Annotated in this window: 19 protein-coding genes and 1 other annotated feature; of the genes, 15 read left to right on the forward strand and 4 right to left on the reverse strand. The window is 48.2% G+C overall.

The genetic code is table 11. The features are described from left to right. The first annotated feature begins 26 nt into the window (after positions 1–26). From C3B52_RS24745 to leuS, 7 genes are all read left to right on the forward strand, one after another. Positions 27–878, forward strand: coding sequence for a shikimate dehydrogenase (locus C3B52_RS24745; RefSeq protein WP_103109058.1), 852 nt, complete (start codon positions 27–29; stop codon positions 876–878). A 37-nt stretch (positions 879–915) separates the two neighbouring features. Further along, on the forward strand, positions 916–1,206 hold the full coding sequence (yhbY, locus tag C3B52_RS24750; protein ID WP_103109059.1) for a ribosome assembly RNA-binding protein YhbY: 291 nt from the start codon (positions 916–918) through the stop codon (positions 1,204–1,206). Between the two features lie 17 nt (positions 1,207–1,223). Beyond that, the gene (locus C3B52_RS24755; RefSeq protein WP_103109060.1) at positions 1,224–1,823 is read left to right on the forward strand and encodes a nicotinate-nucleotide adenylyltransferase; all 600 of its coding nucleotides are present in this window, start codon (positions 1,224–1,226) and stop codon (positions 1,821–1,823) included. Then, positions 1,807–2,403: a bis(5'-nucleosyl)-tetraphosphatase (symmetrical) YqeK gene (gene yqeK, locus C3B52_RS24760; protein WP_103109061.1), complete on the forward strand. Its 597-nt coding sequence runs from the start codon at positions 1,807–1,809 to the stop codon at positions 2,401–2,403. The genes C3B52_RS24755 and yqeK overlap by 17 nt, the downstream gene beginning before the upstream one ends. Further along, complete coding sequence (gene rsfS, locus C3B52_RS24765) at positions 2,396–2,752, forward strand: ribosome silencing factor (RefSeq protein ID WP_103109062.1); 357 nt, start codon at positions 2,396–2,398, stop codon at positions 2,750–2,752. The genes yqeK and rsfS overlap by 8 nt, the downstream gene beginning before the upstream one ends. Positions 2,753–2,758: 6 nt before the next feature. After that, on the forward strand, positions 2,759–3,508 hold the full coding sequence (locus tag C3B52_RS24770) for a class I SAM-dependent DNA methyltransferase (RefSeq protein WP_103109063.1): 750 nt from the start codon (positions 2,759–2,761) through the stop codon (positions 3,506–3,508). Positions 3,509–3,547: 39 nt separating this feature from the next. Then, positions 3,548–3,781: a binding site (T-box leader), on the forward strand. Positions 3,782–3,848: 67 nt separating this feature from the next. Then, entirely contained in the window at positions 3,849–6,266 is a 2,418-nt protein-coding gene (gene leuS / locus C3B52_RS24775) for a leucine--tRNA ligase (protein ID WP_103109064.1), read from the forward strand. A 419-nt stretch (positions 6,267–6,685) separates the two neighbouring features. Here the strand turns inward: leuS and comER are convergent, their stop codons facing one another. The 3 genes from comER to asnB all read right to left on the reverse strand — a co-directional run bounded on the left by comER (position 6,686) and on the right by asnB (position 10,367). Beyond that, positions 6,686–7,519 (reverse strand): late competence protein ComER, encoded by an 834-nt coding sequence (gene comER / locus C3B52_RS24780; RefSeq protein WP_103109065.1) that lies wholly within the window; start codon positions 7,517–7,519, stop codon positions 6,686–6,688. A gap of 75 nt (positions 7,520–7,594) precedes the next feature. Then, positions 7,595–8,308: a helix-hairpin-helix domain-containing protein gene (locus tag C3B52_RS24785; protein ID WP_103109066.1), complete on the reverse strand. Its 714-nt coding sequence runs from the start codon at positions 8,306–8,308 to the stop codon at positions 7,595–7,597. Between the two features lie 133 nt (positions 8,309–8,441). Further along, positions 8,442–10,367, reverse strand: coding sequence for an asparagine synthase (glutamine-hydrolyzing) (asnB, locus tag C3B52_RS24790; protein ID WP_103109067.1), 1,926 nt, complete (start codon positions 10,365–10,367; stop codon positions 8,442–8,444). Positions 10,368–10,586: 219 nt separating this feature from the next. On the opposite strand from asnB, the gene C3B52_RS24795 reads away from it, so the two are divergent. The 4 genes from C3B52_RS24795 to holA all read left to right on the forward strand — a co-directional run bounded on the left by C3B52_RS24795 (position 10,587) and on the right by holA (position 15,723). Continuing rightward, positions 10,587–12,965 carry a DNA internalization-related competence protein ComEC/Rec2 gene (locus tag C3B52_RS24795; protein WP_235615853.1) on the forward strand — a complete coding sequence of 793 codons (2,379 nt, stop codon included), beginning with the start codon at positions 10,587–10,589 and terminating at the stop codon, positions 12,963–12,965. Between the two features lie 55 nt (positions 12,966–13,020). Next, positions 13,021–13,566, forward strand: coding sequence for an RNA polymerase sigma factor (locus C3B52_RS24800; RefSeq protein WP_103109068.1), 546 nt, complete (start codon positions 13,021–13,023; stop codon positions 13,564–13,566). After that, the gene (locus C3B52_RS24805) at positions 13,566–14,423 is read left to right on the forward strand and encodes a hypothetical protein (RefSeq protein ID WP_103109069.1); all 858 of its coding nucleotides are present in this window, start codon (positions 13,566–13,568) and stop codon (positions 14,421–14,423) included. Before C3B52_RS24800 ends, C3B52_RS24805 begins: the two co-directional genes overlap by 1 nt. A gap of 265 nt (positions 14,424–14,688) precedes the next feature. Further along, complete coding sequence (gene holA / locus C3B52_RS24810; protein WP_103109070.1) at positions 14,689–15,723, forward strand: DNA polymerase III subunit delta; 1,035 nt, start codon at positions 14,689–14,691, stop codon at positions 15,721–15,723. 77 nt (positions 15,724–15,800) lie between these two features. On the opposite strand, the gene rpsT is transcribed toward holA, so the two are convergent. Further along, positions 15,801–16,076 carry a 30S ribosomal protein S20 gene (gene rpsT, locus C3B52_RS24815; protein ID WP_049738049.1) on the reverse strand — a complete coding sequence of 92 codons (276 nt, stop codon included), beginning with the start codon at positions 16,074–16,076 and terminating at the stop codon, positions 15,801–15,803. 156 nt (positions 16,077–16,232) lie between these two features. Here rpsT and gpr point away from each other — a divergent pair, with 156 nt between their 5' ends. The 4 genes from gpr (at position 16,233) to C3B52_RS24835 (ending at position 20,260) form a co-directional block, all read left to right on the forward strand. Beyond that, entirely contained in the window at positions 16,233–17,333 is a 1,101-nt protein-coding gene (gpr, locus tag C3B52_RS24820; RefSeq protein ID WP_103109071.1) for a GPR endopeptidase, read from the forward strand. Between the two features lie 152 nt (positions 17,334–17,485). Beyond that, entirely contained in the window at positions 17,486–18,664 is a 1,179-nt protein-coding gene (spoIIP, locus tag C3B52_RS24825; RefSeq protein WP_103109072.1) for a stage II sporulation protein P, read from the forward strand. A 5-nt stretch (positions 18,665–18,669) separates the two neighbouring features. Then, the gene (locus tag C3B52_RS24830; RefSeq protein WP_103109073.1) at positions 18,670–18,978 is read left to right on the forward strand and encodes a DUF3679 domain-containing protein; all 309 of its coding nucleotides are present in this window, start codon (positions 18,670–18,672) and stop codon (positions 18,976–18,978) included. A gap of 313 nt (positions 18,979–19,291) precedes the next feature. Continuing rightward, the gene (locus C3B52_RS24835) at positions 19,292–20,260 is read left to right on the forward strand and encodes an ABC transporter ATP-binding protein (RefSeq protein ID WP_103109074.1); all 969 of its coding nucleotides are present in this window, start codon (positions 19,292–19,294) and stop codon (positions 20,258–20,260) included. Positions 20,261–20,264 lie beyond the last annotated feature (4 nt).

Here is a 20,264-nt window from a genome sequence, read left to right on the forward strand (position 1 = left end):
AGAGACATAACGGGGAGGATATCTTCATGATTACAAGCAAAACACAACTGGTTGGTTTGTTTGGACATCCGGTTTCTCATTCGCAGTCGCCGATGATGCATAATGCGGCATTTGCACAGATGGGCCTGGGGTTCGCCTATGTTGCGTTTGATGTTGATCCTGCCGATCTGGAGGACGCTGTTAGAGGTATACGTGCCCTTGGGCTAAAAGGTATTAATGTAACGATTCCGCACAAGGTAGCCATTATGCCGATGCTCGATGAGATTGATCCGCTGGCAAAACGAATTGGGGCTGTCAACACAGTTGTGATCAACGACGGACGACTGATCGGTTACAATACGGATGGTATGGGATATGTCCGCTCGCTCGTAGAAGAGACAGGGATTGTTCTGGATCAGCAAATTGTAACTATGGTCGGAGCGGGTGGCGCTGCCAGAGCAGTTGCGTTTACTCTAGCGGAAAAAGGTGTTAAGGAAATTAGAATCATGAACCGCTCAAGAGAAAGAGCACAGATTCTGGCAGAGCATGTGGGTACGATTGTCCCTACCAAAATCGTAGAACAGGGTGACGGGATGGACGCGATCGCAGACTCTTCGTTACTGATTAATACGACCTCGATTGGGATGCTCCCAAACGTACAGGAAATGCCTGTTCCACCAGAATGGCTTCATAACAAATTAACCGTAAGCGATCTTATCTACAATCCGTTGGAAACACGTCTGCTCGGCGAAGCCCGTGCGATTGGCGCAACTGTTCATTCCGGTGTAGGCATGTTCGTCAATCAGGGAGCATTGGCCTTTGAGCTATGGACTGGCCAAGAGGCACCTACTGAGACCATGCGTGAGATCGTCTTGCAGCAACTAAAGAAAACGACCTGATCGACAACGATTGCAGGACAAATAAGGAGGCATGCCGATGTTAACCGGCAAGCAAAAACGTTTTTTACGTGCAGAAGCTCATCATCTGACCCCCATTTTCCAAGTAGGAAAAGGCGGAGTAAATGAAAATATGATTACACAAATCAAGGAAGCGCTGGAAGTGCGCGAGTTGATCAAGGTATCCATCCTGCAAAACAACAGTGATGGCAAGCACGAAGTAGCAGAGGACCTGGCAGCTGGTGCTGGAGCGGAGCTGGTGCAACTGATCGGTCATACAGTTGTACTGTACAAAGAGTCCCGGGAGCACAAGACAATCAAGCTGCCATAGGACAGTAGGCAATCACTATGAACGAACAACCACAAAAGCATATTGGCATTATGGGCGGAACGTTCGATCCGATACACTGCGGACATTTGCTGGCTGCTGAACAAGCGCGTGAACAGGCAGGATTGGATGAGGTGTGGTTTATGCCTACCCATATTCCTCCCCATAAAAAACGGAACAGCCTAACATTGGCGAAGCATCGACTGCAAATGGTAGAGCTTGCCGTGGCTGACCATGAATCGTTTTTTGTAACGGATATAGAGCTTAGGCGTGAAGGGCCTTCCTACACCTATGACACGATCGTAGAGCTTGTTTCGCAGTACCCAAATTACCGATTCTCCTTTATTATTGGGGGAGACATGGTGCAGATTCTTTCCGAATGGTACCAGTACAAAGAACTGATTCGTATGATACACTTTATTGGTCTGGCTCGGCCAGGAGCTGAGCTGGACAAAGGCAACAACGATGAAGTCGTGACGTTTGTCGAGATGCCAGTGTGGGATATTTCTTCTACACTCATCCGGAATAAAGCAGCTGCTGGCAAGAGTATTCGCTATCTCGTGCCTGATGCAGTCGAACGCTATATAAAGGAGAACCGATTCTATGAACATGTGGAGTAATCGGGAGGCTCTGCTCGAAAAGGTACGGACGCAAATGCACGACAAGCGTTACCAGCATACGCTCGGAGTAGCTGCGTCGGCAAAGGAGCTTGCAGAGCGATTCGGGGCTGATCCTGAAAAAGCAGAGCTGGCTGGCTTCTTGCACGACTACTGCAAATGCTGGCCTGTTGACAAAATGTTGGAGATTCTGGTTCGTCATGACATGCCAACCGAGCTGTTGGAAGGAGAAAAAGAGCTGTGGCACGCCTTTGCCGCAGCTATTGTCATCCAAACGGAGCTTGGCGTCACCGACACAGAGATCTTACAAGCCGTGCGCTACCATACGACGGGTCGGGCAGGGATGTCGATGTTAGAAAAAGTGGTTTGTGTGGCAGACTATATAGAACCGAACCGCAACTATCCAGGTGTGGAAGAAATTCGCACGCTTGCACAGCATGATCTGGATGCTGCCCTCGCACATGCTTTGGGAGGGACGATCCGCTTTTTGATAGAAAAGCAGAAGACGGTTTATCCGTTGACGCTGATTGCATACAACGATTTGGTATCCCAAAAAGGGAGAGCAGGAGGGTTTAATGGTTAAAACAGTAGATGATTTGGCACGTTTGGTGGTAAAGGCAGCAGAAGATAAAAAGGCAGAAAACTTCAAGGTACTGGATATCAAAAAACTGTCCGTAATCGCAGACTACTTCATGATTTGCCACGGTAACAACGAACGCCAGGTTCAGGCGATCGTCAGAGAAATTCGTGATCAGGTACACAAGAATGGTTTTACGGTACGCGGCATTGAGGGTGCAGAAGAAGGACGCTGGGTTCTTGTTGACCTCGGTGATATCGTGATCCATGTCTTCCACCGCGAAGATCGTGAATTTTATAATTTGGAGCGTCTGTGGAAGGATGCAGAGGAAGTTTCCTTCGCAGAGCAAGGGTAAATTCAGATGGCGTATGCACATATGGCGGCTGTGTACGACAGGCTGATGGCCGACACTCCCTATAACCAGTGGCTGGACTGGGTTGAGCGAATGTGGGCAAAGGGAGAGAAGCCAAAGCAGGTCATCGATCTTGGCTGTGGTACGGGTACGATTGCCATTCCGCTTGCCAAGCGAGGATATCGTGTTACGGGAGTCGATTTGTCAGCTGAAATGCTGGCAATCGCGTACGACAAGATGAGGCAGGAGCAAGTAGATGTTTCCTGGGTGGAGCAGGACATGCGCGAGCTGGATTTGCCAGTGGCGGACGCAGTCATTTCGCTCTGTGATTCACTGAGCTATTTGACCGAGGAAGCAGATGTCCAGGAGACCTTCCAGCGTGTTTTTGCTCATCTGGCGCCCGGAGGCAGCTTTCTGTTTGACGTACACAGTCCTTACAAAATGCTGCATATTTTCGGCGATGAAACGTTCACACACGTGGAGGATGAAGTTTCGTACATTTGGCAATGTTTTTGCGACCCGCTTCGCTTGGAGGTAGAGCATCAGCTGACCTTCTTCATTTTGCAGCCAAATGGCTTGTACGAGCGAATGGAAGAGGAGCATTGGCAGCGTGCCTATCAACCGATTCAATTGATTCGCTGGCTCACAGAAGCTGGGTTCACAGACATTGTGATCACTGCTGATTACTCGGATTTGCCGCCACAGGAATCAAGCGAGCGCCTATTTTTTGCGGCCCGCAAGCCGAAAGATTTGACATGATTGGTTCTCTTTTACTATAATCGTGTTATAACTGCAAATTTCGACGCGTAGAAGAGGAATAGTAAGAAACGACTTCGTGAATTTAGAGAGTTGACGGCTGGTGCAAGTCAACCCGGAGCATTCTGAACTCACCTCCCAGCACTCCCCCTGAAAGCCTTTTGGCTGTGTAAGGGAGAGCGACTCATCCATGATACGGATGAACAAGTGGGTGAATGTCTAACATTCGCCAATCTGGGTGGTACCGCGGGATAAACACAACCTCTCGTCCCTTTTTCGTTGAACGACAAGGGACGTGGGGTTTTTTTATTTTTTTACCTATTGATGATGGGAGTGCTTTACCATGGTTTTTAGTCATCGCAATATCGAAAAGAAGTGGCAGCAATACTGGGAGCAAAACAAAACCTTCAAAACGTCTGAGGACGAAGGCAAGAAGAAATTTTACGCACTCGATATGTTCCCGTATCCATCCGGTGCAGGACTTCACGTAGGTCACCCAGAGGGATACACGGCTACTGATATTTTGTCCCGCATGAAGCGCATGCAAGGCTACAATGTTCTGCACCCGATGGGCTGGGATGCTTTCGGTCTGCCTGCTGAGCAGTACGCACTGGATACAGGGAATGATCCCGCTGAATTTACCGAGCAGAACATCAACAACTTCCGCCGCCAAATTAAGTCTCTGGGCTTTTCTTATGACTGGGACAGAGAGATCAATACGACTGATCCGAGCTACTATAAATGGACGCAATGGATTTTCACCAAGCTGTATGAGCATGGCTTGGCTTATGTTGACGAAGTAGCCGTTAACTGGTGCCCTGCTTTGGGAACTGTATTGGCTAACGAAGAAGTCATTGATGGGAAAAGTGAGCGTGGTGGACACCCGGTTGAACGTCGCCCAATGCGTCAATGGGTACTGAAAATTACGGCTTATGCGGAAAGACTTCTGTCTGACCTGGAAGAGCTCGATTGGCCAGAGAGCATCAAAGAGATGCAGCGTAACTGGATCGGACGTTCGGAAGGGGCAGAAGTGACTTTTGCGATCGACGGACATGACCAATCCTTTACCGTCTTCACAACACGTCCTGATACCTTGTATGGAGCGACATATGCTGTGCTGGCGCCAGAGCACAAACTGGTTGACGTAATCACTGTACCCGAGCAAAGAGAAGCAGTCGATGCATACCTGGAGCAAGCAAAACGCAAAAGTGATCTTGAGCGCACGGATTTGGCAAAAGAAAAAACCGGGGTATTCACTGGTGCCTATGCCATCAACCCGGTAAATGGCGAGCGTCTGCCAATCTGGATCGCCGATTACGTACTCATCAGCTACGGAACAGGCTCGATCATGGCGGTTCCAGCGCATGACGAACGCGACTATGAGTTTGCCAAAACGTTTGATTTGCCAATCAAGCAGGTAATCGCAGGTGGAGATATCTCCATGGAAGCGTATGCAGGTGATGGCGAGCACATCAACTCCGGTATTCTCGATGGCCTGAACAAAGAACAAGCGATCAGCAAAATGATCGAATGGCTAGAAGCAGAAGGCAAAGGAAATCGCAAGGTAACGTATCGTCTGCGTGACTGGTTGTTTAGTCGTCAGCGCTACTGGGGTGAGCCGATTCCGATCCTGCATCTGGAGGATGGCACGATGAAGGTCGTTCCAGAATCCGAGCTGCCGATCATTTTGCCAAAAACAAAAGAAATCAAGCCGTCCGGTACAGGGGAGTCACCACTTGCCAACATCACAGACTGGATTAACACGGTAGATTCCGAAACAGGCCTCAAAGCACGCCGTGAAACGAACACCATGCCACAATGGGCGGGTAGCTGCTGGTACTTCCTGCGCTTTATCGATCCACACAATGATAAAGCAATGGCTGATCCAGAAAAGCTGAAAGAATGGCTGCCGATCGACATTTACATCGGCGGAGCCGAGCATGCGGTTCTTCACTTGCTCTACTCCCGTTTCTGGCACAAATTCCTGTACGATATCGGTGTAGTTCCAACCAAAGAACCATTCCAAAAGCTGTTTAACCAAGGAATGATTCTGGGTGAGAACAACGAGAAGATGAGTAAATCCAAAGGAAATGTCGTAAACCCTGACGATATCGTAAACAGCCACGGTGCAGATACGCTTCGTATGTACGAAATGTTCATGGGACCTTTGGACGCTTCCATCGCTTGGTCCACAAAAGGTCTGGATGGATCACGCCGCTTCATAGATCGTGTATACCGCTTGTTTGTTAACGAAAGCGGAGAGCTGAATGACAAAATCGTGGACACCTCCAAGGCTACCAGCATGGAACGCGTGTACCACCAAACGGTGAAAAAAGTAACAGAAGACTACGAGGGTCTGCGCTTCAATACCGGTATTTCCCAACTGATGGTCTTCATCAACGAAGCATATAAAGCTGACGTACTGCCGAAGAAATACATGGAAGACTTCGTGAAAATGCTCTCCCCAATCACGCCGCATATCGCTGAAGAGCTGTGGGAGAAGCTTGGTCATACCGAAACCATCGCGTATGAAGCGTGGCCGACATATGACGAGTCCAAGCTGGTTGATGACGAGGTAGAAATCGTCCTCCAGGTAAATGGCAAAAACAAAGAAAAGCTGCTCATCGCATCTGACGCAACCAAAGAGCAAATGGAAGAGCTGGCTTTGGCAAACGAAGTCATCAAAGAACTGATCGAAGGCAAAACAATCGTCAAAATGATCGCTGTTCCAGGCAAGCTGGTGAACATCGTCATTCGTTAAGTGAATAAAACGAGGTAGGAAAAGTGGAGCCTGTTCTGACGGGTCTCCACTTTTTTTATGCGATCAAAAAGGTTGCAAAATTGGTCTGCATCTTGAATTCGCAATATCAACCTTGAACAAGAGTTTTTCTTGTCCTCATTCTTTCCTTCTTTTAAAAGTTCCGAGTGCAGGGCCAGGAGCTGGAGAGAGGAAAACGGAGAAAAAGCGAGGCTCTTTGGAACACAACCCAGGCGAAATGGAAAAAGCGGAACACGTCTTTAAGCGTCCAACTCTGAAATACTCCGTGAGCCAGCCACTTTTGGACGCGGTTCCGCTTTTGGAATGTAGCCGTACAGTTCATACGCCCAGCAAGTGTTCCAAGAGGCCGGAGCTTTTTCTCCGTTTTCCTCTTCACCCCAGAAGCTAAAGCCCAAACGAGGCTAGCTAGGCTGATTACTCCAATACCTCTCAAGCATTTCCTGATCCTCAGCGAACTTGGCCTGCGTACGTCTAAATACTTCAGCGAAAAGTCCGGGGATGCCATTTTGCAAAGGAATCAACCCTTCTCCAGTCACACCACCCGGCACGCAAACACGCTTTTGCAGAGTAGGGAGGGTAAACGCTTCTTTTCGTAGCAGTTCAGCCATGCCAATAACCATTTGTGTAGTCAAGTAAGTAGCGGCTTCTTCAGAAATGCCTGTTTCCTGTACGGCATCGTGAATCATTTGCTGGAGGATGTAGCTCAGAAAAGCAGGGCCGCAGCTGGCAATATCAGAGGTTACCCGGAGAAATGGCTCAGTCACCTCGATAGGGGTGCTGATATGCGAGAATAAAGCGCGAATAAACTGACGCTGCTCATCTTGGATACGTACACCGAATTCGCAGAGGCAAACGCCACCTTGGGCGGCATTGGTTATACTGGGCACAACACGCGCTACAGCGCTGGGAACCCATGCTTCCAATTGCTCTAGCTTAATAGGGCTGGTGATCGTAATCAACAGGTGCTCGGGTGTCAGCGCAGGGGAAATCTGCTCGAGCATCACGCTATATTCCATTGGCTTGACGCATAGCAGCAAGATTTTGGCGGCTTTGGCCAGCTCCAGGTTGTTTTTGGCAACGACAAGTCCGGGATGCCGATGAGCAAGCTGCTCCGCTTTGGCGGGAGTACGGTTGCTGACAATAATGTGTCCGGGGGACAGGGCTTTTGCAGACAGCAATGACTCGATCAAAATGCTGCCCATACTGCCCGTGCCAATAAACCCAATTTTATCCATGGGCATACCTCCCTCCAATATTCTTACCCCATTCTATGAGGGGGAGGAAGGGAACATGACCAACAATTTCGTCATCTATTGAATGCGGACGCGGTCTTTTATGCGTTCGAACATTTTATCGCCGATGCCTTCGATATTTTTTAGCTCTTCGACTGATCGGAATCCGCCTTTTTCAGTACGGTACGATAGGATGGCTTTTGCCCGCGCTTGTCCAATGCCAGGAAGAGTCGTCAGCTCCTCTGCAGTAGCCGTGTTCACGTTGATGCTAGGTTCCTGTCCACTGCTCTGGCTATGCATAGACCCTGAGCTTACTCCATAAGGTGGAAGGGCGACTGTCTGTTGTCCCGAAATAAGAGCTGTCGAAGAGCCTTTGGCAGGTATGATTACGGCACTGCCATCCGACAGCGGCTGCGCCAAATTGATTTGGTCGAGATCTGCCTCGGGTAGAGTGCCGCCAGCTTTTGCTATAGCGTCTGCTACTCTCATTCCTGTTTCAAAGCGGTACATGCCAGGCTGCTTGACGACACCCTTCACGTCTACGTACAGGGGAGCAGGGGGAGGCTCGGTGCTTTTTGGTTCCGAGGACTCAGTAGGCTTCGGTGACTCCTCGCTCTGTGCATCGCTTCCAGCAGGCAGATGGGTTTTCGCGTAAGCGGGAGCTTCCAATGGCAGTCTAGCCTTTTCGTTCCCTTGATCCGTCTGATAGAGCCAGACGCTGCTGCCAAGAAAGAAAATGGCACCCGCAAGTAATATGTACCTGCGATAACGTTCCCACAAATCAAACAGCATAACAAAAAACCTCCCTTGCCTTGCGCGCGTATCGTAATAGAGAGTATAAATTCGTTCTCTAAGCACGATGCTACGAAAAGTAAGGGAGGGGTTGCAAATCTATTTTTGCTAGTCTTCGAGAAGGATGAAAGACCTAGCCAATATGCTGCAAGGAATTTTTCTTGCGACGTACGTCTACATTTGGACTGACATACGGATCAAAGTTATAGCGCTGCTCGATGAAGATTTGATGCCACAGCATGAAGACCAGAACCGTCCAGATTTTGCGGCTGTAGTCAGCATTTCCTTCGCGATGTTCATCTAGCATATAAAGGACATAAGCCTTATTGATCAGATGATCGACTTTGGATTCAAAAATGATCTCTTTGGCCCATTTGTAAAACTCGTTCTTCAGCCAATGGCGTGTCGGAACCGGGAAGCCCAGTTTTTTCCGCGTCTTGATTTCCGGAGGCAAGAAATCTTTCATCGCTTCACGGAGTACGTGCTTGGTGGTGCCATTCGCGATTTTATACTTCGTTGGAATGGTAGCGGCAAACTCGAAAACTTTCGTATCGATGAAAGGCACACGCAGCTCCAATGAATTCGCCATTGTCATTTTGTCGGCTTTCATCAGGATATTTCCACGAAGCCAAGTATGAATGTCCAGATACTGCATTTTCGTCACATCATCATATTGCGAAGCGCGTTTGTAGATCTCCTCTGTGATGGTAAAAGGGGAGACGTATGAACTAGAATGTGCGATATCTTCCATTACAACGCGTTTTTTCATCTCTTCACTGAAAATCAGTGCGTTTCCGAAAAAGCGTTCTTCGACTGTTTTTGATCCGCGAATCAGGAAGTTTTTCCCTTTTACCTGATCAGGAAGAAGCTGAGCTATATTGCCGATGGAGCTTCTCATCCAAGCCGGCATCCCGGAGAACATTTTCAACGAGCTAGGCTCTCGATAAATGTTATAGCCGCCGAAGAATTCATCAGCACCTTCGCCTGAAAGCACCACGGTTACGTGCTCACTCGCCATTTGGGCGACGAAATAAAGCAAGATAGCAGATGGGTCAGCAACCGGTTCATCCTGATGCCAGATCAGGCGCGGCAATTCATCCATGTACTGCTTGGCACTAATGACACGCTCAAAGTGCTCTGTGCCTAAAAACTCAGCAGTCCGTTTGGCGTAATCAAGCTCGCTGTAACCTGGGATATCCGAACCTACAGAAAAGGTCTTGACAGGCTCAAACGTTCGCAGCATAGCGACGATACTGCTCGAATCAACACCGCTGGAGAGAAATGCCCCGCGGGATACTTCACTGATCCGATGCTTGTCGATAGACTCCAGCAAAACATTGCGTGTTCCTTCTACAAAATGGGAAAACGGCTTGCTTTCGTCCGGTTTAAACTCAACATCCCAATATCGTTCCAGCTTAATCTCGTCATGCTCGATGATGAAGGAATGTGCTGGAGGGATGCGATAAATTCCGCGATACATGGTCTCAGGGTCAGGTACATATTGGAAGGTCAAATAGTGATAAAAGGCGTTTTCATTGACTTCACGTGTCAAACCTGGGAGTTCCAACAGACTTTTGATTTCACTGGCTACCCCAATGGAATCCCCTGTTTCTACGTAGTAGAGGGGTTTGATTCCAAAGTGATCACGGGCACCGAACATACGCTTTTTGCGAGAATCGTAGATTGTAAATCCAAACATACCGCGCAAATGCTTCGGTGCTTCAGTGCCTACTTCCTCATAAAGGTGAAGAATGGTTTCAATATCAGAATCGGTTTGGAAAACATGACCGATATCTTTTAACCATTGTTGGAGTTCTTTGTAATTGTAGATTTCTCCGTTACCAATAATCCAGATGTCTCGTGTTTCATTGAACAGCGGCTGGTGTCCGCCTTCCACATCAATAATGCTTAAACGGCGAAAGCCCAGGGCGATGTTGTCTTCGAGATGAAAACCATCGTCATCTGGACCACGGTGCAGGATAACACCTGTCATCGCACTAATTGCTTCTTGCCCGACGGGTACTTGCCGTTTGTTGTAGAGTGATACGATTCCACACATATGAAATGACTCTTCCTCTCACTGGATTGCTCCTGCTAACTCTATCACGTATCGCAAGTCAGCGCAATCTCTACAAAAATGCCTATCCATCCAACCAAAAACGTTGTCCCACCAAGGAAAAGGGTCATTGTCTCTCTTCTATTTTTGTCCGCATTTTAAGAGATATACTCCCTCTTATTGATGAAAAAAGCTCGACAAAGAGACGGAGGGTAAAAATACGTGACAGTACTTGGCGCAAGTGTTTTGGTGATGGCAGGTTTCTTGCTTTCTGCTTATTTGCATCCTGCCTGGCTGCTGGCAACAGCTGGCTTGAGCGCAGCTCTTGCTGGATTTTTCCCTAATCCTTTGCGAAAACAGTGCGCATTCTATACGCTTATTCTCATTCTAGCAGGTCTGTATTTTGATGGGTACGAGTTTCTCCATCGCTCTGAGCTGAGTCGGCTTGCCGTAGACAATAAAGCTGTTTGGATACAAGCAACAATAGCTTCACCGGTGAAGAGAGATGGGGATGTGGCTCGATTTTTTGCAGATGTGGAGGAGAGCTATGCTGCGTATGGTGCTGGTGAGCGACTTCACCATTCCGAACGAATAATGCTGCGCGTGAAGCTTTCAACCATCGATGAGGCCAGATTGATAGAAAAATGGAGAAGAGGGAGTAATCTGACGGCGAAAATCCAGTTGTCACTACCCAGTGCTGCCCGTAATCCTCACGCTTTTGATTATGCGCGGTATCTCTACTGGCAAGGCGTCCAGGTGACAGGAGAAGCTGAATTTTCCGCGATTGAACATGTAGAGCAAAAATCCGTTTTCTCCCGTTTTCAAGACTGGCAAGATGATGGGGCAAATCGGATCGATCGGCTTTTTCCCGATCCTGAAATAGCAGGATATATGAAATCGTTGCTGCTTGGTCTTGGCCAGGAAGTGACGCCAGAGCTTTCCGAGATGTACTCACTTCTGGGATTAAGCCACGTCTTGGCAATATCAGGGCTACACGTAACTCTCGTCAGCAGCATGTTTATGTGGACACTGGAACGAGTGGGAGTCAGGCGCAAAACGGCGCTCGTGACCACGATTATCATGCTTGTCGCCTATGTGCTTTTAGTTGGAGCCAGCGCTTCCGCTGTTCGCTCCGGACTGATGGGTGGAGTGGGATTGGCGTGCCAAGTCCTAGGAAAAAGGTTGGATGGAAAGGAAGTTTGGGCAGGAGCACTGATTGTCATGCTGCTGTGTAATCCGTATCAGCTATGGCATGTCGGATTCCAACTGTCATTTGCGGTGACGCTCGGTCTCATCATTTACGTGCCATACAGTATACAGGTTTGGGACAGGATTCCGGTCTGGCTCCGTACGCTAGTAGCGGTTACTTTCACTGCGCAGGTAGTTTCATTCCCGTTTCTTATCTATCACTTTCATCAGTTTTCCCCCTTATCCTGGCTTGTAAATCTTGTGGTGACCCCGCTCCTTTCCATTATTGTACTTCCACTTGGCTATATTGCGATTGTTTTGGGCATGGCTCATCCGATTTTAGCCGTTTGGCCAGTAAAGCTGTCGAGTATTTTCTTAGAGTGGGTTCATCAACAGCTATTCAATCTGCAAAAATTGGAAATTCCCTATACCAATTGGCCCCACCCAACTTGGTGGTGGCTATTTTTGTACACCATATTTTTGATTGTGATACCCATTTTGTGGAAGAGGGGGCTTCATCGCCGAAAAGACATAATCCTTTACATCGCTGTATTTTTTGCGCTATTAGTAACAGCGAGACAACCTTTTGCAGGCATAGATGAAGTACGAATCACGTTTCTGGATGTTGGTCAGGGAGATTCCATCGTTGTCGAAATTGCTAATCAGAAGGTATACTTAATTGATGCAGGTGGAACGATTTCGTTCTCTGCGAGTGAACCATGGCGCGAAAAACGTGACCCATTTGAAGTGGGAGAGGATATCGTCCTTCCCTTTTTGATGGCCCGAGGGATCGAGAAAATTGACAGAGTTGTCATGACCCATGGGGATATGGATCACATTGGGGGCATTGCAGCCTTGGTACCGCGCTTTTCTATCGGCGAGGTGATTGTAAATGGAAGCTCGCCGCAAGCACACGAAGAGAAGGTATTGCAGCTTTTTCGTGAAAAAAATGTTCCGATCGTAACAGGCAGACCTGGGCAGAAGTGGTCAGATGCACCGGGAATTGAGTGGAAGTGGCTTCATCCAGGACAAACTGGGGCTTTTGCTGGTAACGATGCATCAGTTGTGTTACAGTTGACAGCTTACCAGACAACAGTATTATTTACCGGAGATGTGGAACGTAATGGGGAAATGAGGCTGGTGAAAAACGGGTTGCCCCCTGTGGATGTATTGAAGGTAGCTCATCATGGCAGCAAGACATCAAGTACGGAAGCCTTGCTTTCGGCTACTCGTCCAAAAGCCGCAATTATTTCGGCAGGTGCAAACAATCGCTATGGGCATCCGGCACCAGAGGTTTTAGCAAGATTGAAAAATGCGGGTTCTACAGTGTACAGAACTGATCAGCAAGGAGCAATTACGCTAATCATTACTACTTCAGGCATGAGCTGGAAGACGCAATTAACAGATACATAAATTGAGGTTGCAACCTTTTCATTGAGCGAACCGTCTGTAGGGGGGAGAGGAGAATATGCAGGAAGCAGAGCTGATCAGGATGGCGCAGTCAGGCGATCACGACGCGCTGGTCGAACTGCTTCGATCCATTGAGACCTCCGTTTACCGCAGCGCTTATTATATTCTAGGGAACGAACAAGATGCGCTTGATGCAGCACAGGAAGTGCTCATTCGTATCTATCGCAAACTGGACACCTATCAGGAAAAGGCGAAATTTTCCACGTGGGTCCAACGAATTGTGAGTAACGTCTGTATGGATAAATTTCGCGCGAAGAAGGAAACGGTCTCAATAGACGAGCATGAGTTGATTATTCCTGATCGTAACAACGTAGAGGATGAAATTCTTCTCACTGGATTGTCCAATGACATTCAGGAAGCCATTGGAAGACTGCCAAAACAGTATCGAATGGTAGTAGTACTCCGCTATCTGGAGGATTTATCCTACCAGGAAATCGCGGAAGCTTTGGATTTGCCGCTTAACACGGTAAAGTCGTATTTGTTTCGGGCGAGACAGCAGCTTCAGGAACTACTGTACGACTACCAGAAAGGGGGGATCGGTTGATGACCAATGATGAGATTTGGGAATGGATGCAACGGGATCTGGATGGAGATCTGTCTTCGGGAGAAAAGCAAATGCTTTACAGTCTCCTTCAAAAAGATTCTGATCTGCAGCTGAAGTACAACCGTTTGAAAAATGTTTCAGAGCAGCTAGAACAGCTACCCCCTGTCGTACCCTCATTCAGTATTGTAGATTCCATACTGCCAAGACTGGAATCAGCGGCAGCAATGCCAGCAGCCAAGTTGATTCAAAATGAGGAAATCTTGCCCACACTGGAAGTAAAGCACAAGTCGTCTTCACCGGTTACATCGAAAAAGTGGAAGCGGACAAAAGTTTGGCTTGCCAGTATCGGAAGCACAGCAGCAGCAGCCTGCTTAATGATTGGGATGCTGTTAACAGGTAGTGACGGTAAGAATCACGAAATCACTGATTCAAATCAAGGCGCGATGATTGCCCCTCCGCCAATCGAGGAAAATACTGCGTTTATTGGGCCTCCTGCTCCAACTCCAAGCACTAATACATCTCAATCCATTAATGCGGAGGAAGAGAAGAAGCCTGCCAAGCAGCCTGCGAAGAAGCAGAGTTCGAAGCCACCTGCAAATCAGGTTACGCAAAAACAAGACACAAAACCGATTGTGAAACCGACCGACAACAAACCTAAAGCACCTCCAACGCCTGTGCGCCAAGAGGAAAAACCACCAGCATTTCCTATCGGGCTGAAAGATAACCCGGACCGTGAAGACAAGACATCTGCTAAAGACGACAAGGAAAACGACGGGGACAAGAGTAAAAGCAACAAGAATAAAGATAAAAAAGACAAAAAAGATGATGACGACGATGACGATGATGATAACGATTAAACCGCGATCTGCATGACAAACGCGGCTTTTTCGAAAAGACTGGCACCAAGCGGGGGCTTCTTGCGTATTGTACAGTATCAAGCACCCCCTGCTTACCGTTTGGGGAGGAGGAAATCCCGGGGCTTTTCCCTGAACGTTTACATAGAGGTGCCATGTATAGAGAAACCGCTGCTGATGAGGCTAGCGGTTTTTTTCTTTTCAAACGACCTGGGAAACATGTGCTATAATAACGCAGGTAAGGTTAGGGAAAGGGAGAGAGTTACTCATGCCACTACTGTCGGCCATCAGGGAAATTCGCCAAAATCAATACTCGCCGATCTATGTGCTCTACGGTCCAGAGAGCTTTCGCGCAGAAGAGTTCATGGCTCTGGCTAAAAGGGAAATGATTGCTCCCGAGTTTAGTGATCTCAACTTGAGTGTGTACGACTGTACAGAAACGGGACTGGCAGATATTTTGCAGGATGCGGAGACATTGCCGTTTCTAGGGGAGCACCGGTTGATTATTGCCAGACAAGCCTACTTTTTAACAGGCAGCAAGCCGCCAGCAAAGGTAGAGAGTGATCCTGATGCCTTACTTAGCTATTTGCAAAACCCCCCGGACTATTCGACGCTGATTTTACATACAGAGGCAGACAAGCTGGACGAGCGTAAAAAGCTGGTTAAGACATTGCAGCAAAAAGCAAAGGTGATACCGTTCCCCTTGTTAAAGGACGGGGATTTGTATGGCTGGGTTGAGCGTCAGGCGGACAAATATAAGGCAGCCATCGACCGTCAGCAAGCCATGAAGCTGGTTGAGCGTGTGGGGGGCGAGCTGCGTCTTCTGGATAAGGAAATTGAGAAAATGGCTTTATACGTTGGCGAGGGCGCGACGATTACAGAAGAGGTTATAGAAATGCTTGGTGCGCGTACACTGGAGCAAGACGTATTCGCCCTGATTGAACAGGTAGCTTCCGGGCGATTGGATAGAGCACTTAGGATGATGTACGACTGCATGAAGACAGGAGAGGAGCCGATCAAGCTCTTGGCGCTTTTGGCCAGACAATTTCGCATGCTGCTCCATGTCAAGCAGTTGGCGCCTCGTGGCTATTCGCAGCAGCAGATGGCTGGGATGATCAAAATGCATCCGTATGCCGTGAAAAAGGCGATGGAGCAAGCCAGACATTTTTCGGAGAATTCATTGAAAAAACTGCTTGGCATTCTGGCAGAGGATGATTTCCGGATGAAGTCCGGGCAGGTGGATAAGCGCCTAGCTTTGGAACTGTTCATTACACAGGCGTATGCAGAGCGGCAACAAGCCTGAGGAGAAACCATTTTTTCATGCAAGAAGGAAAAAACCCCAAGAACATGATGTTCACGGGGTTTTTTGCGCTTGGTCTCTTACGCTACAGGAGCGCTCAGAACGTTAAGCTTTTTCATCAAACGAGACTTTTGACGGTTTGCTGCGTTTTTATGAATGAGACCTTTCGAAGCGGCCTTGTCCAGCTTTTTCACAGCCACCAGAAGAGTAGATTTAGCCAATGCTACATCGGAAGCGGCAACAGCTTTCTCAAAGCTTCTTACGGAAGTGCGCAGATCAGACTTTTGAGAAGCACGTTGTGCGCGGCGCTTTTCGATTGTTTTGGTGCGTTTAATCGCGGATTTAATGTTTGGCATGTGTGTCACCTCCTTAGACGACCATAGACATACAGTCATACAACAAAGTAATTCTAGCATGCACAGAACCCATTTGCAAGAAAGGATTCGGAATAAAAATGGGGGATTCAAGCAAGCTAGTAGCAGGAACAAAATGGAGGAGTGAGTCTATACAAGATGGAACACAACATTGATTTGTCGGGATATTCGATTCGGACCGATTTGGCGGTGGAAGCACATGAGCTCGCACAGCAGCAAAATGAAAGCAATATTCCTGGTGTATGGCTGCAAGCAGACGATACGGAAGCAGATATAAAAGTGACGCGGCTTCATGTACAAAATGAAGAAGCAGCAAAACAAATCGGCAAAATGCCAGGGCGCTACCTGACGATTGAGGTACCCAAGCTGCGTGACAATGATACAGCCATTGAGGAAAAGGTAGCTCAGCGCTTCTCGGTTGAATTCGCGAATTTCTTGCAGCAGCTGGGGATCACCGAGGATAAAAAGGCTTTGGTGGTAGGACTGGGCAACTGGAATGTAACGCCTGATGCTCTGGGACCGATGGTTGTAGAAAATTTGCTGGTCACCAGGCACCTCTACATGCTCGCACCAGAGACGGTGGGAGAAGGCTATCGAGATGTCAGTGCGCTATCGCCGGGGGTACTCGGGATTACAGGCATAGAAACGAGTGAAATCGTCTTCGGCGTCGTAGAAAAAAGCAAGCCCGATTTCGTGATCTGTATTGATGCGCTTGCCTCGCGTGCCTTGCACCGCGTAAATACAACGATTCAAATATCGGATACGGGAATCCACCCTGGATCAGGAGTGGGCAACAAACGCAAAGCAATAGACCAGTCGACCCTTGGCATACCGGTGATTGCGATCGGTGTCCCAACCGTCGTTTTTGCCTCAACGATTGTAAATGACGCCATCACCTACTTGCTCGGTCATTTTGGTCAATCGATGGTGGAGAGTAAACGAGCTTACAACAAGCTGTCACTCAGTTCATTACCTGAGCGCAAGGAGCCTTACACGGAAGACGATCTGCCGGATATGGAGTCACGCAAGACATTCATGGGTTTAGTAGGATCGTTGCCAGAAGAAGAGAAGCGGCAATTGATTCACGAGGTGCTAAGGCCGCTTGGACAAGATCTGGTGGTTACGCCAAAAGAAGTAGATGACTTCATGGAAGGGGTCGCCAATGTGATTGCAACAGGCCTAAACCGCTCCCTGCACAGGGCTGTGGACGAAGGAAACAGTGCATCGTATACACACTAAATAGGGAAAAATCAATCCGCTAGAGTTGGAAGAGAAAAGCTAGAAAAGGGTTCTATCGTCTCTATGACGCTCATAGGCTAAAGCATAGACAAGCGTGAACGGCTAATAGCCCGCTACGCAAGGTCAATGGCTCAGCTAGAGGAGTGAGACAGATGGCGACCCTAATTCAACGCCAATTCGTTGTCCTTTCATTTATAACAGCGATTCTATTTGTATTAACTGGGGTACTTTCACTTGGGGGCAGTCGCTTTATTATCGCCTCCTCTACCATTCAACAGGCAGCGGCGCACGTTTCAAGCCTGGCTATACTCAACTGGATGGGAAGAGAGATACCCATATTGACCGATACCGTACAGGTCAATTCGGATCGACGGACAAATAGCGTGTCAGGCTTTCTATTTCAACTAGCAACAAGCATTCAGCCTGGTGATTTGCGGAGTCTTTTAGGAAGAGAGCTGCCAGGGATGATGACAACGGAGGATGCAAGATATGTTGTAGCGGGTAAAGGGGCCACGCTTGCAGATTTTTACGTGGAGTACCCTCCGCATCCGAAGCAGGTCATCGATGCTTCCCAGTCTATTCCGGTCTCGCAGCCGACAGATCAAGACACTCCTGATCAGACGGAAGAAAAGCCAGCACCAATCGCGAAGCCAAGCACTGGTGACAAGAAGATCGTGTTTGTGTATAACTCTCACAATAGAGAGTCCTGGTACAGCGAGACAAAGCCTGTCGGAAGCTCTGTTGACCACCCGACGAAAAACATTTCGCTAGTTAGCAAGCGTTTGGCAGAAGCATTGAATGAGAATGGCATTGGAGCTGACGTGAGTACAGAAGACATTTATCAGCAGCTCTTGAACAATAATCAGAACTTCGCTCTTTCTTACGCCCAATCTCTCAAGGTGCTAAAAGCAGCAACGGAAAAGAACAGGGAGCTGCACTATTTCTTTGATCTCCATCGCGATACAGCACCAAGAGATCGGACCACTGCTACAATCAAGGGCAAAAGCTACGCCAGAGTGATGTTTGTCATCGGAAAAATGAACAAGAATCATGAGAAAAATGAAGCGTTTGCGACCGAGCTGCACAAGCTGATGGAGAAAATGTACCCGGATCTCTCGCGTGGCGTGATGGAAAAAGGAGCAAAAACTGGTCATGCCGAGTATAACCAGTCCATATCTCCGGGAAGCCTGTTAATGGAAATAGGTGGAACGGAAAACACGTTGCAGGAAAGCCTGAACACGGCAGAAGCATTGGCAGATGTCTTCGCCGCGTATTATCTGCAAGCGGAAAAAGTGGGAAAACCGGTAGCGGAAGAGCCGGCGAAGAGGTGACGGGTATGAGTGTGACAGTAAGGCTGACAGGACTTCTGGTGGTTCTACTTATCGGCGTAGTTATCGGCTTGCAAACGGCTGAGCGTGGCATATCCAAAGTAAGCGGGATACCAGAAGAGGCGGCGCAGACCTTTTATATTAAAAAAGTAGAGCAGGGACAAATGGAGATTGCCGTCATGGGCAAGCAGGTGCAAACGGCTGACCCTAACAAAATGGTAAACTACGTCAGTCGGATGGGCTTGACTCTTGGCGGCAGTATCAAGGACGGCGCGAAAACGTTTGTCGATTGGATAGGCGGATTTTTTGAACCGTAGAGATTGTTTACGCGCAAAAAGATGGGATGTAAAAAGCCTCAGTGACAAAAGACCCGTTCCGACGGGTTTTTTGTGTGTGAGCCATTCCCTCTCCAAAAATTGGATAATATTGAACGGCGTAGGCATGGCTTGACCCCATTACGCTATGAAAGGCATTTTTCCTATGCAAAGCGTTAATGGAAACAAGCGAGAATATTGTCGGCAAAAATATAATTTTTTGAATTTATTGTGTTGCCAAAAAATTGAATAAATGTAATAATGTCTACTGATAGATCTTTTTTTACTTCATATTTCGGTGTGAGAGGTGAGCCACGTGTCACATCCTGTCCTTCAAATTGAAAACCTGCAGACACATTTTTTTACGGACCGCGGCCAAATTCCAGCCGTTGACGGTGTATCGATTACGGTAAACAAAGGGGAAGTAGTTGGTATTGTAGGGGAGTCCGGCTGTGGAAAAAGTGTTACCTCCCTCTCAGTAATGAAATTGGTGCCAAACCCTCCTGGGAAAATTGTCGGAGGGGCAATCAAGTTCAAAGGGGAAGACCTCGTTTCCGTAGATGAAAAGCGGATGCGAGCCATACGCGGTAACGAAATCGCGATGATTTTTCAGGAGCCGATGACTTCGCTCAATCCCGTTTTTACGATCGGCGATCAAATCGGTGAATCCGTCCGATTACATACGAAGGCTGGCAAAAAGGAAGCGAAGCAGCGAGCCATTGAAATGCTGAGAAAGGTTGGGATTCCAAGAGCAGAGGCAATCGTGGATGAATATCCTCATCAGCTCTCTGGAGGGATGCGTCAGCGTGTCATGATCGCCATGGCGATGGCCTGTAATCCTGAGCTGTTGATTGCGGACGAGCCTACAACTGCACTGGATGTGACGATTCAGGCGCAAATTCTTGACTTGATGCGACAGCTCAATCGGGAAGCGGATACCGCCATATTATTGATTACGCATGATCTTGGTGTCGTTGCGGAAATGTGCCACCGTGTTGTGGTTATGTATGCAGGTAATGTGATTGAAGAAGGTGACGTTCGGAGTATTTTGAAAAGTCCGAAACATCCGTACACAATCGGTCTGCTTCACTCGCTTCCGAGACTGGAAGAATCACAGGAACGCCTGTATTCCATTCCGGGAAATGTGCCTATTCCGGGCTCGCTTACCGTTGGTTGCCGATTTGCGCCCAGGTGTGAACAGGTGACAGACAAATGCCGCCAAGAGATGCCTGAGCTGAAGGTCGTCGGGGAAAATCATCGATCCCGATGCTGGCTGGGCGAATAACCCG

This window comes from Brevibacillus reuszeri, assembly GCF_002897295.1.
GTDB classification, from domain to species: domain Bacteria; phylum Bacillota; class Bacilli; order Brevibacillales; family Brevibacillaceae; genus Brevibacillus; species Brevibacillus reuszeri_A.

Excerpts from the sequence above, each read along its gene's own strand:
- C3B52_RS24745 (WP_103109058.1), top strand. The coding sequence starts at position 27 with ATGATTACAAGCAAAACACAACTGGTTGGTTTGTTTGGACATCCGGTT.
- asnB (WP_103109067.1), bottom strand. The coding sequence starts at position 10,367 with ATGTGTGGAATCGTATCACTCTACAACAAACGGCAAGTACCCGTCGGG.
- C3B52_RS24800 (WP_103109068.1), top strand. The coding sequence starts at position 13,021 with ATGCAGGAAGCAGAGCTGATCAGGATGGCGCAGTCAGGCGATCACGAC.
- yhbY (WP_103109059.1), top strand. The coding sequence starts at position 916 with ATGTTAACCGGCAAGCAAAAACGTTTTTTACGTGCAGAAGCTCATCAT.
- C3B52_RS24805 (WP_103109069.1), top strand. The coding sequence starts at position 13,566 with ATGACCAATGATGAGATTTGGGAATGGATGCAACGGGATCTGGATGGA.
- yqeK (WP_103109061.1), top strand. The coding sequence starts at position 1,807 with ATGAACATGTGGAGTAATCGGGAGGCTCTGCTCGAAAAGGTACGGACG.
- spoIIP (WP_103109072.1), top strand. The coding sequence starts at position 17,486 with ATGGCGACCCTAATTCAACGCCAATTCGTTGTCCTTTCATTTATAACA.
- holA (WP_103109070.1), top strand. The coding sequence starts at position 14,689 with ATGCCACTACTGTCGGCCATCAGGGAAATTCGCCAAAATCAATACTCG.
- C3B52_RS24770 (WP_103109063.1), top strand. The coding sequence starts at position 2,759 with ATGGCGTATGCACATATGGCGGCTGTGTACGACAGGCTGATGGCCGAC.
- leuS (WP_103109064.1), top strand. The coding sequence starts at position 3,849 with ATGGTTTTTAGTCATCGCAATATCGAAAAGAAGTGGCAGCAATACTGG.
- C3B52_RS24755 (WP_103109060.1), top strand. The coding sequence starts at position 1,224 with ATGAACGAACAACCACAAAAGCATATTGGCATTATGGGCGGAACGTTC.
- comER (WP_103109065.1), bottom strand. The coding sequence starts at position 7,519 with ATGGATAAAATTGGGTTTATTGGCACGGGCAGTATGGGCAGCATTTTG.
- rpsT (WP_049738049.1), bottom strand. The coding sequence starts at position 16,076 with ATGCCAAACATTAAATCCGCGATTAAACGCACCAAAACAATCGAAAAG.
- C3B52_RS24830 (WP_103109073.1), top strand. The coding sequence starts at position 18,670 with ATGAGTGTGACAGTAAGGCTGACAGGACTTCTGGTGGTTCTACTTATC.
- C3B52_RS24785 (WP_103109066.1), bottom strand. The coding sequence starts at position 8,308 with ATGCTGTTTGATTTGTGGGAACGTTATCGCAGGTACATATTACTTGCG.
- gpr (WP_103109071.1), top strand. The coding sequence starts at position 16,233 with ATGGAACACAACATTGATTTGTCGGGATATTCGATTCGGACCGATTTG.
- rsfS (WP_103109062.1), top strand. The coding sequence starts at position 2,396 with ATGGTTAAAACAGTAGATGATTTGGCACGTTTGGTGGTAAAGGCAGCA.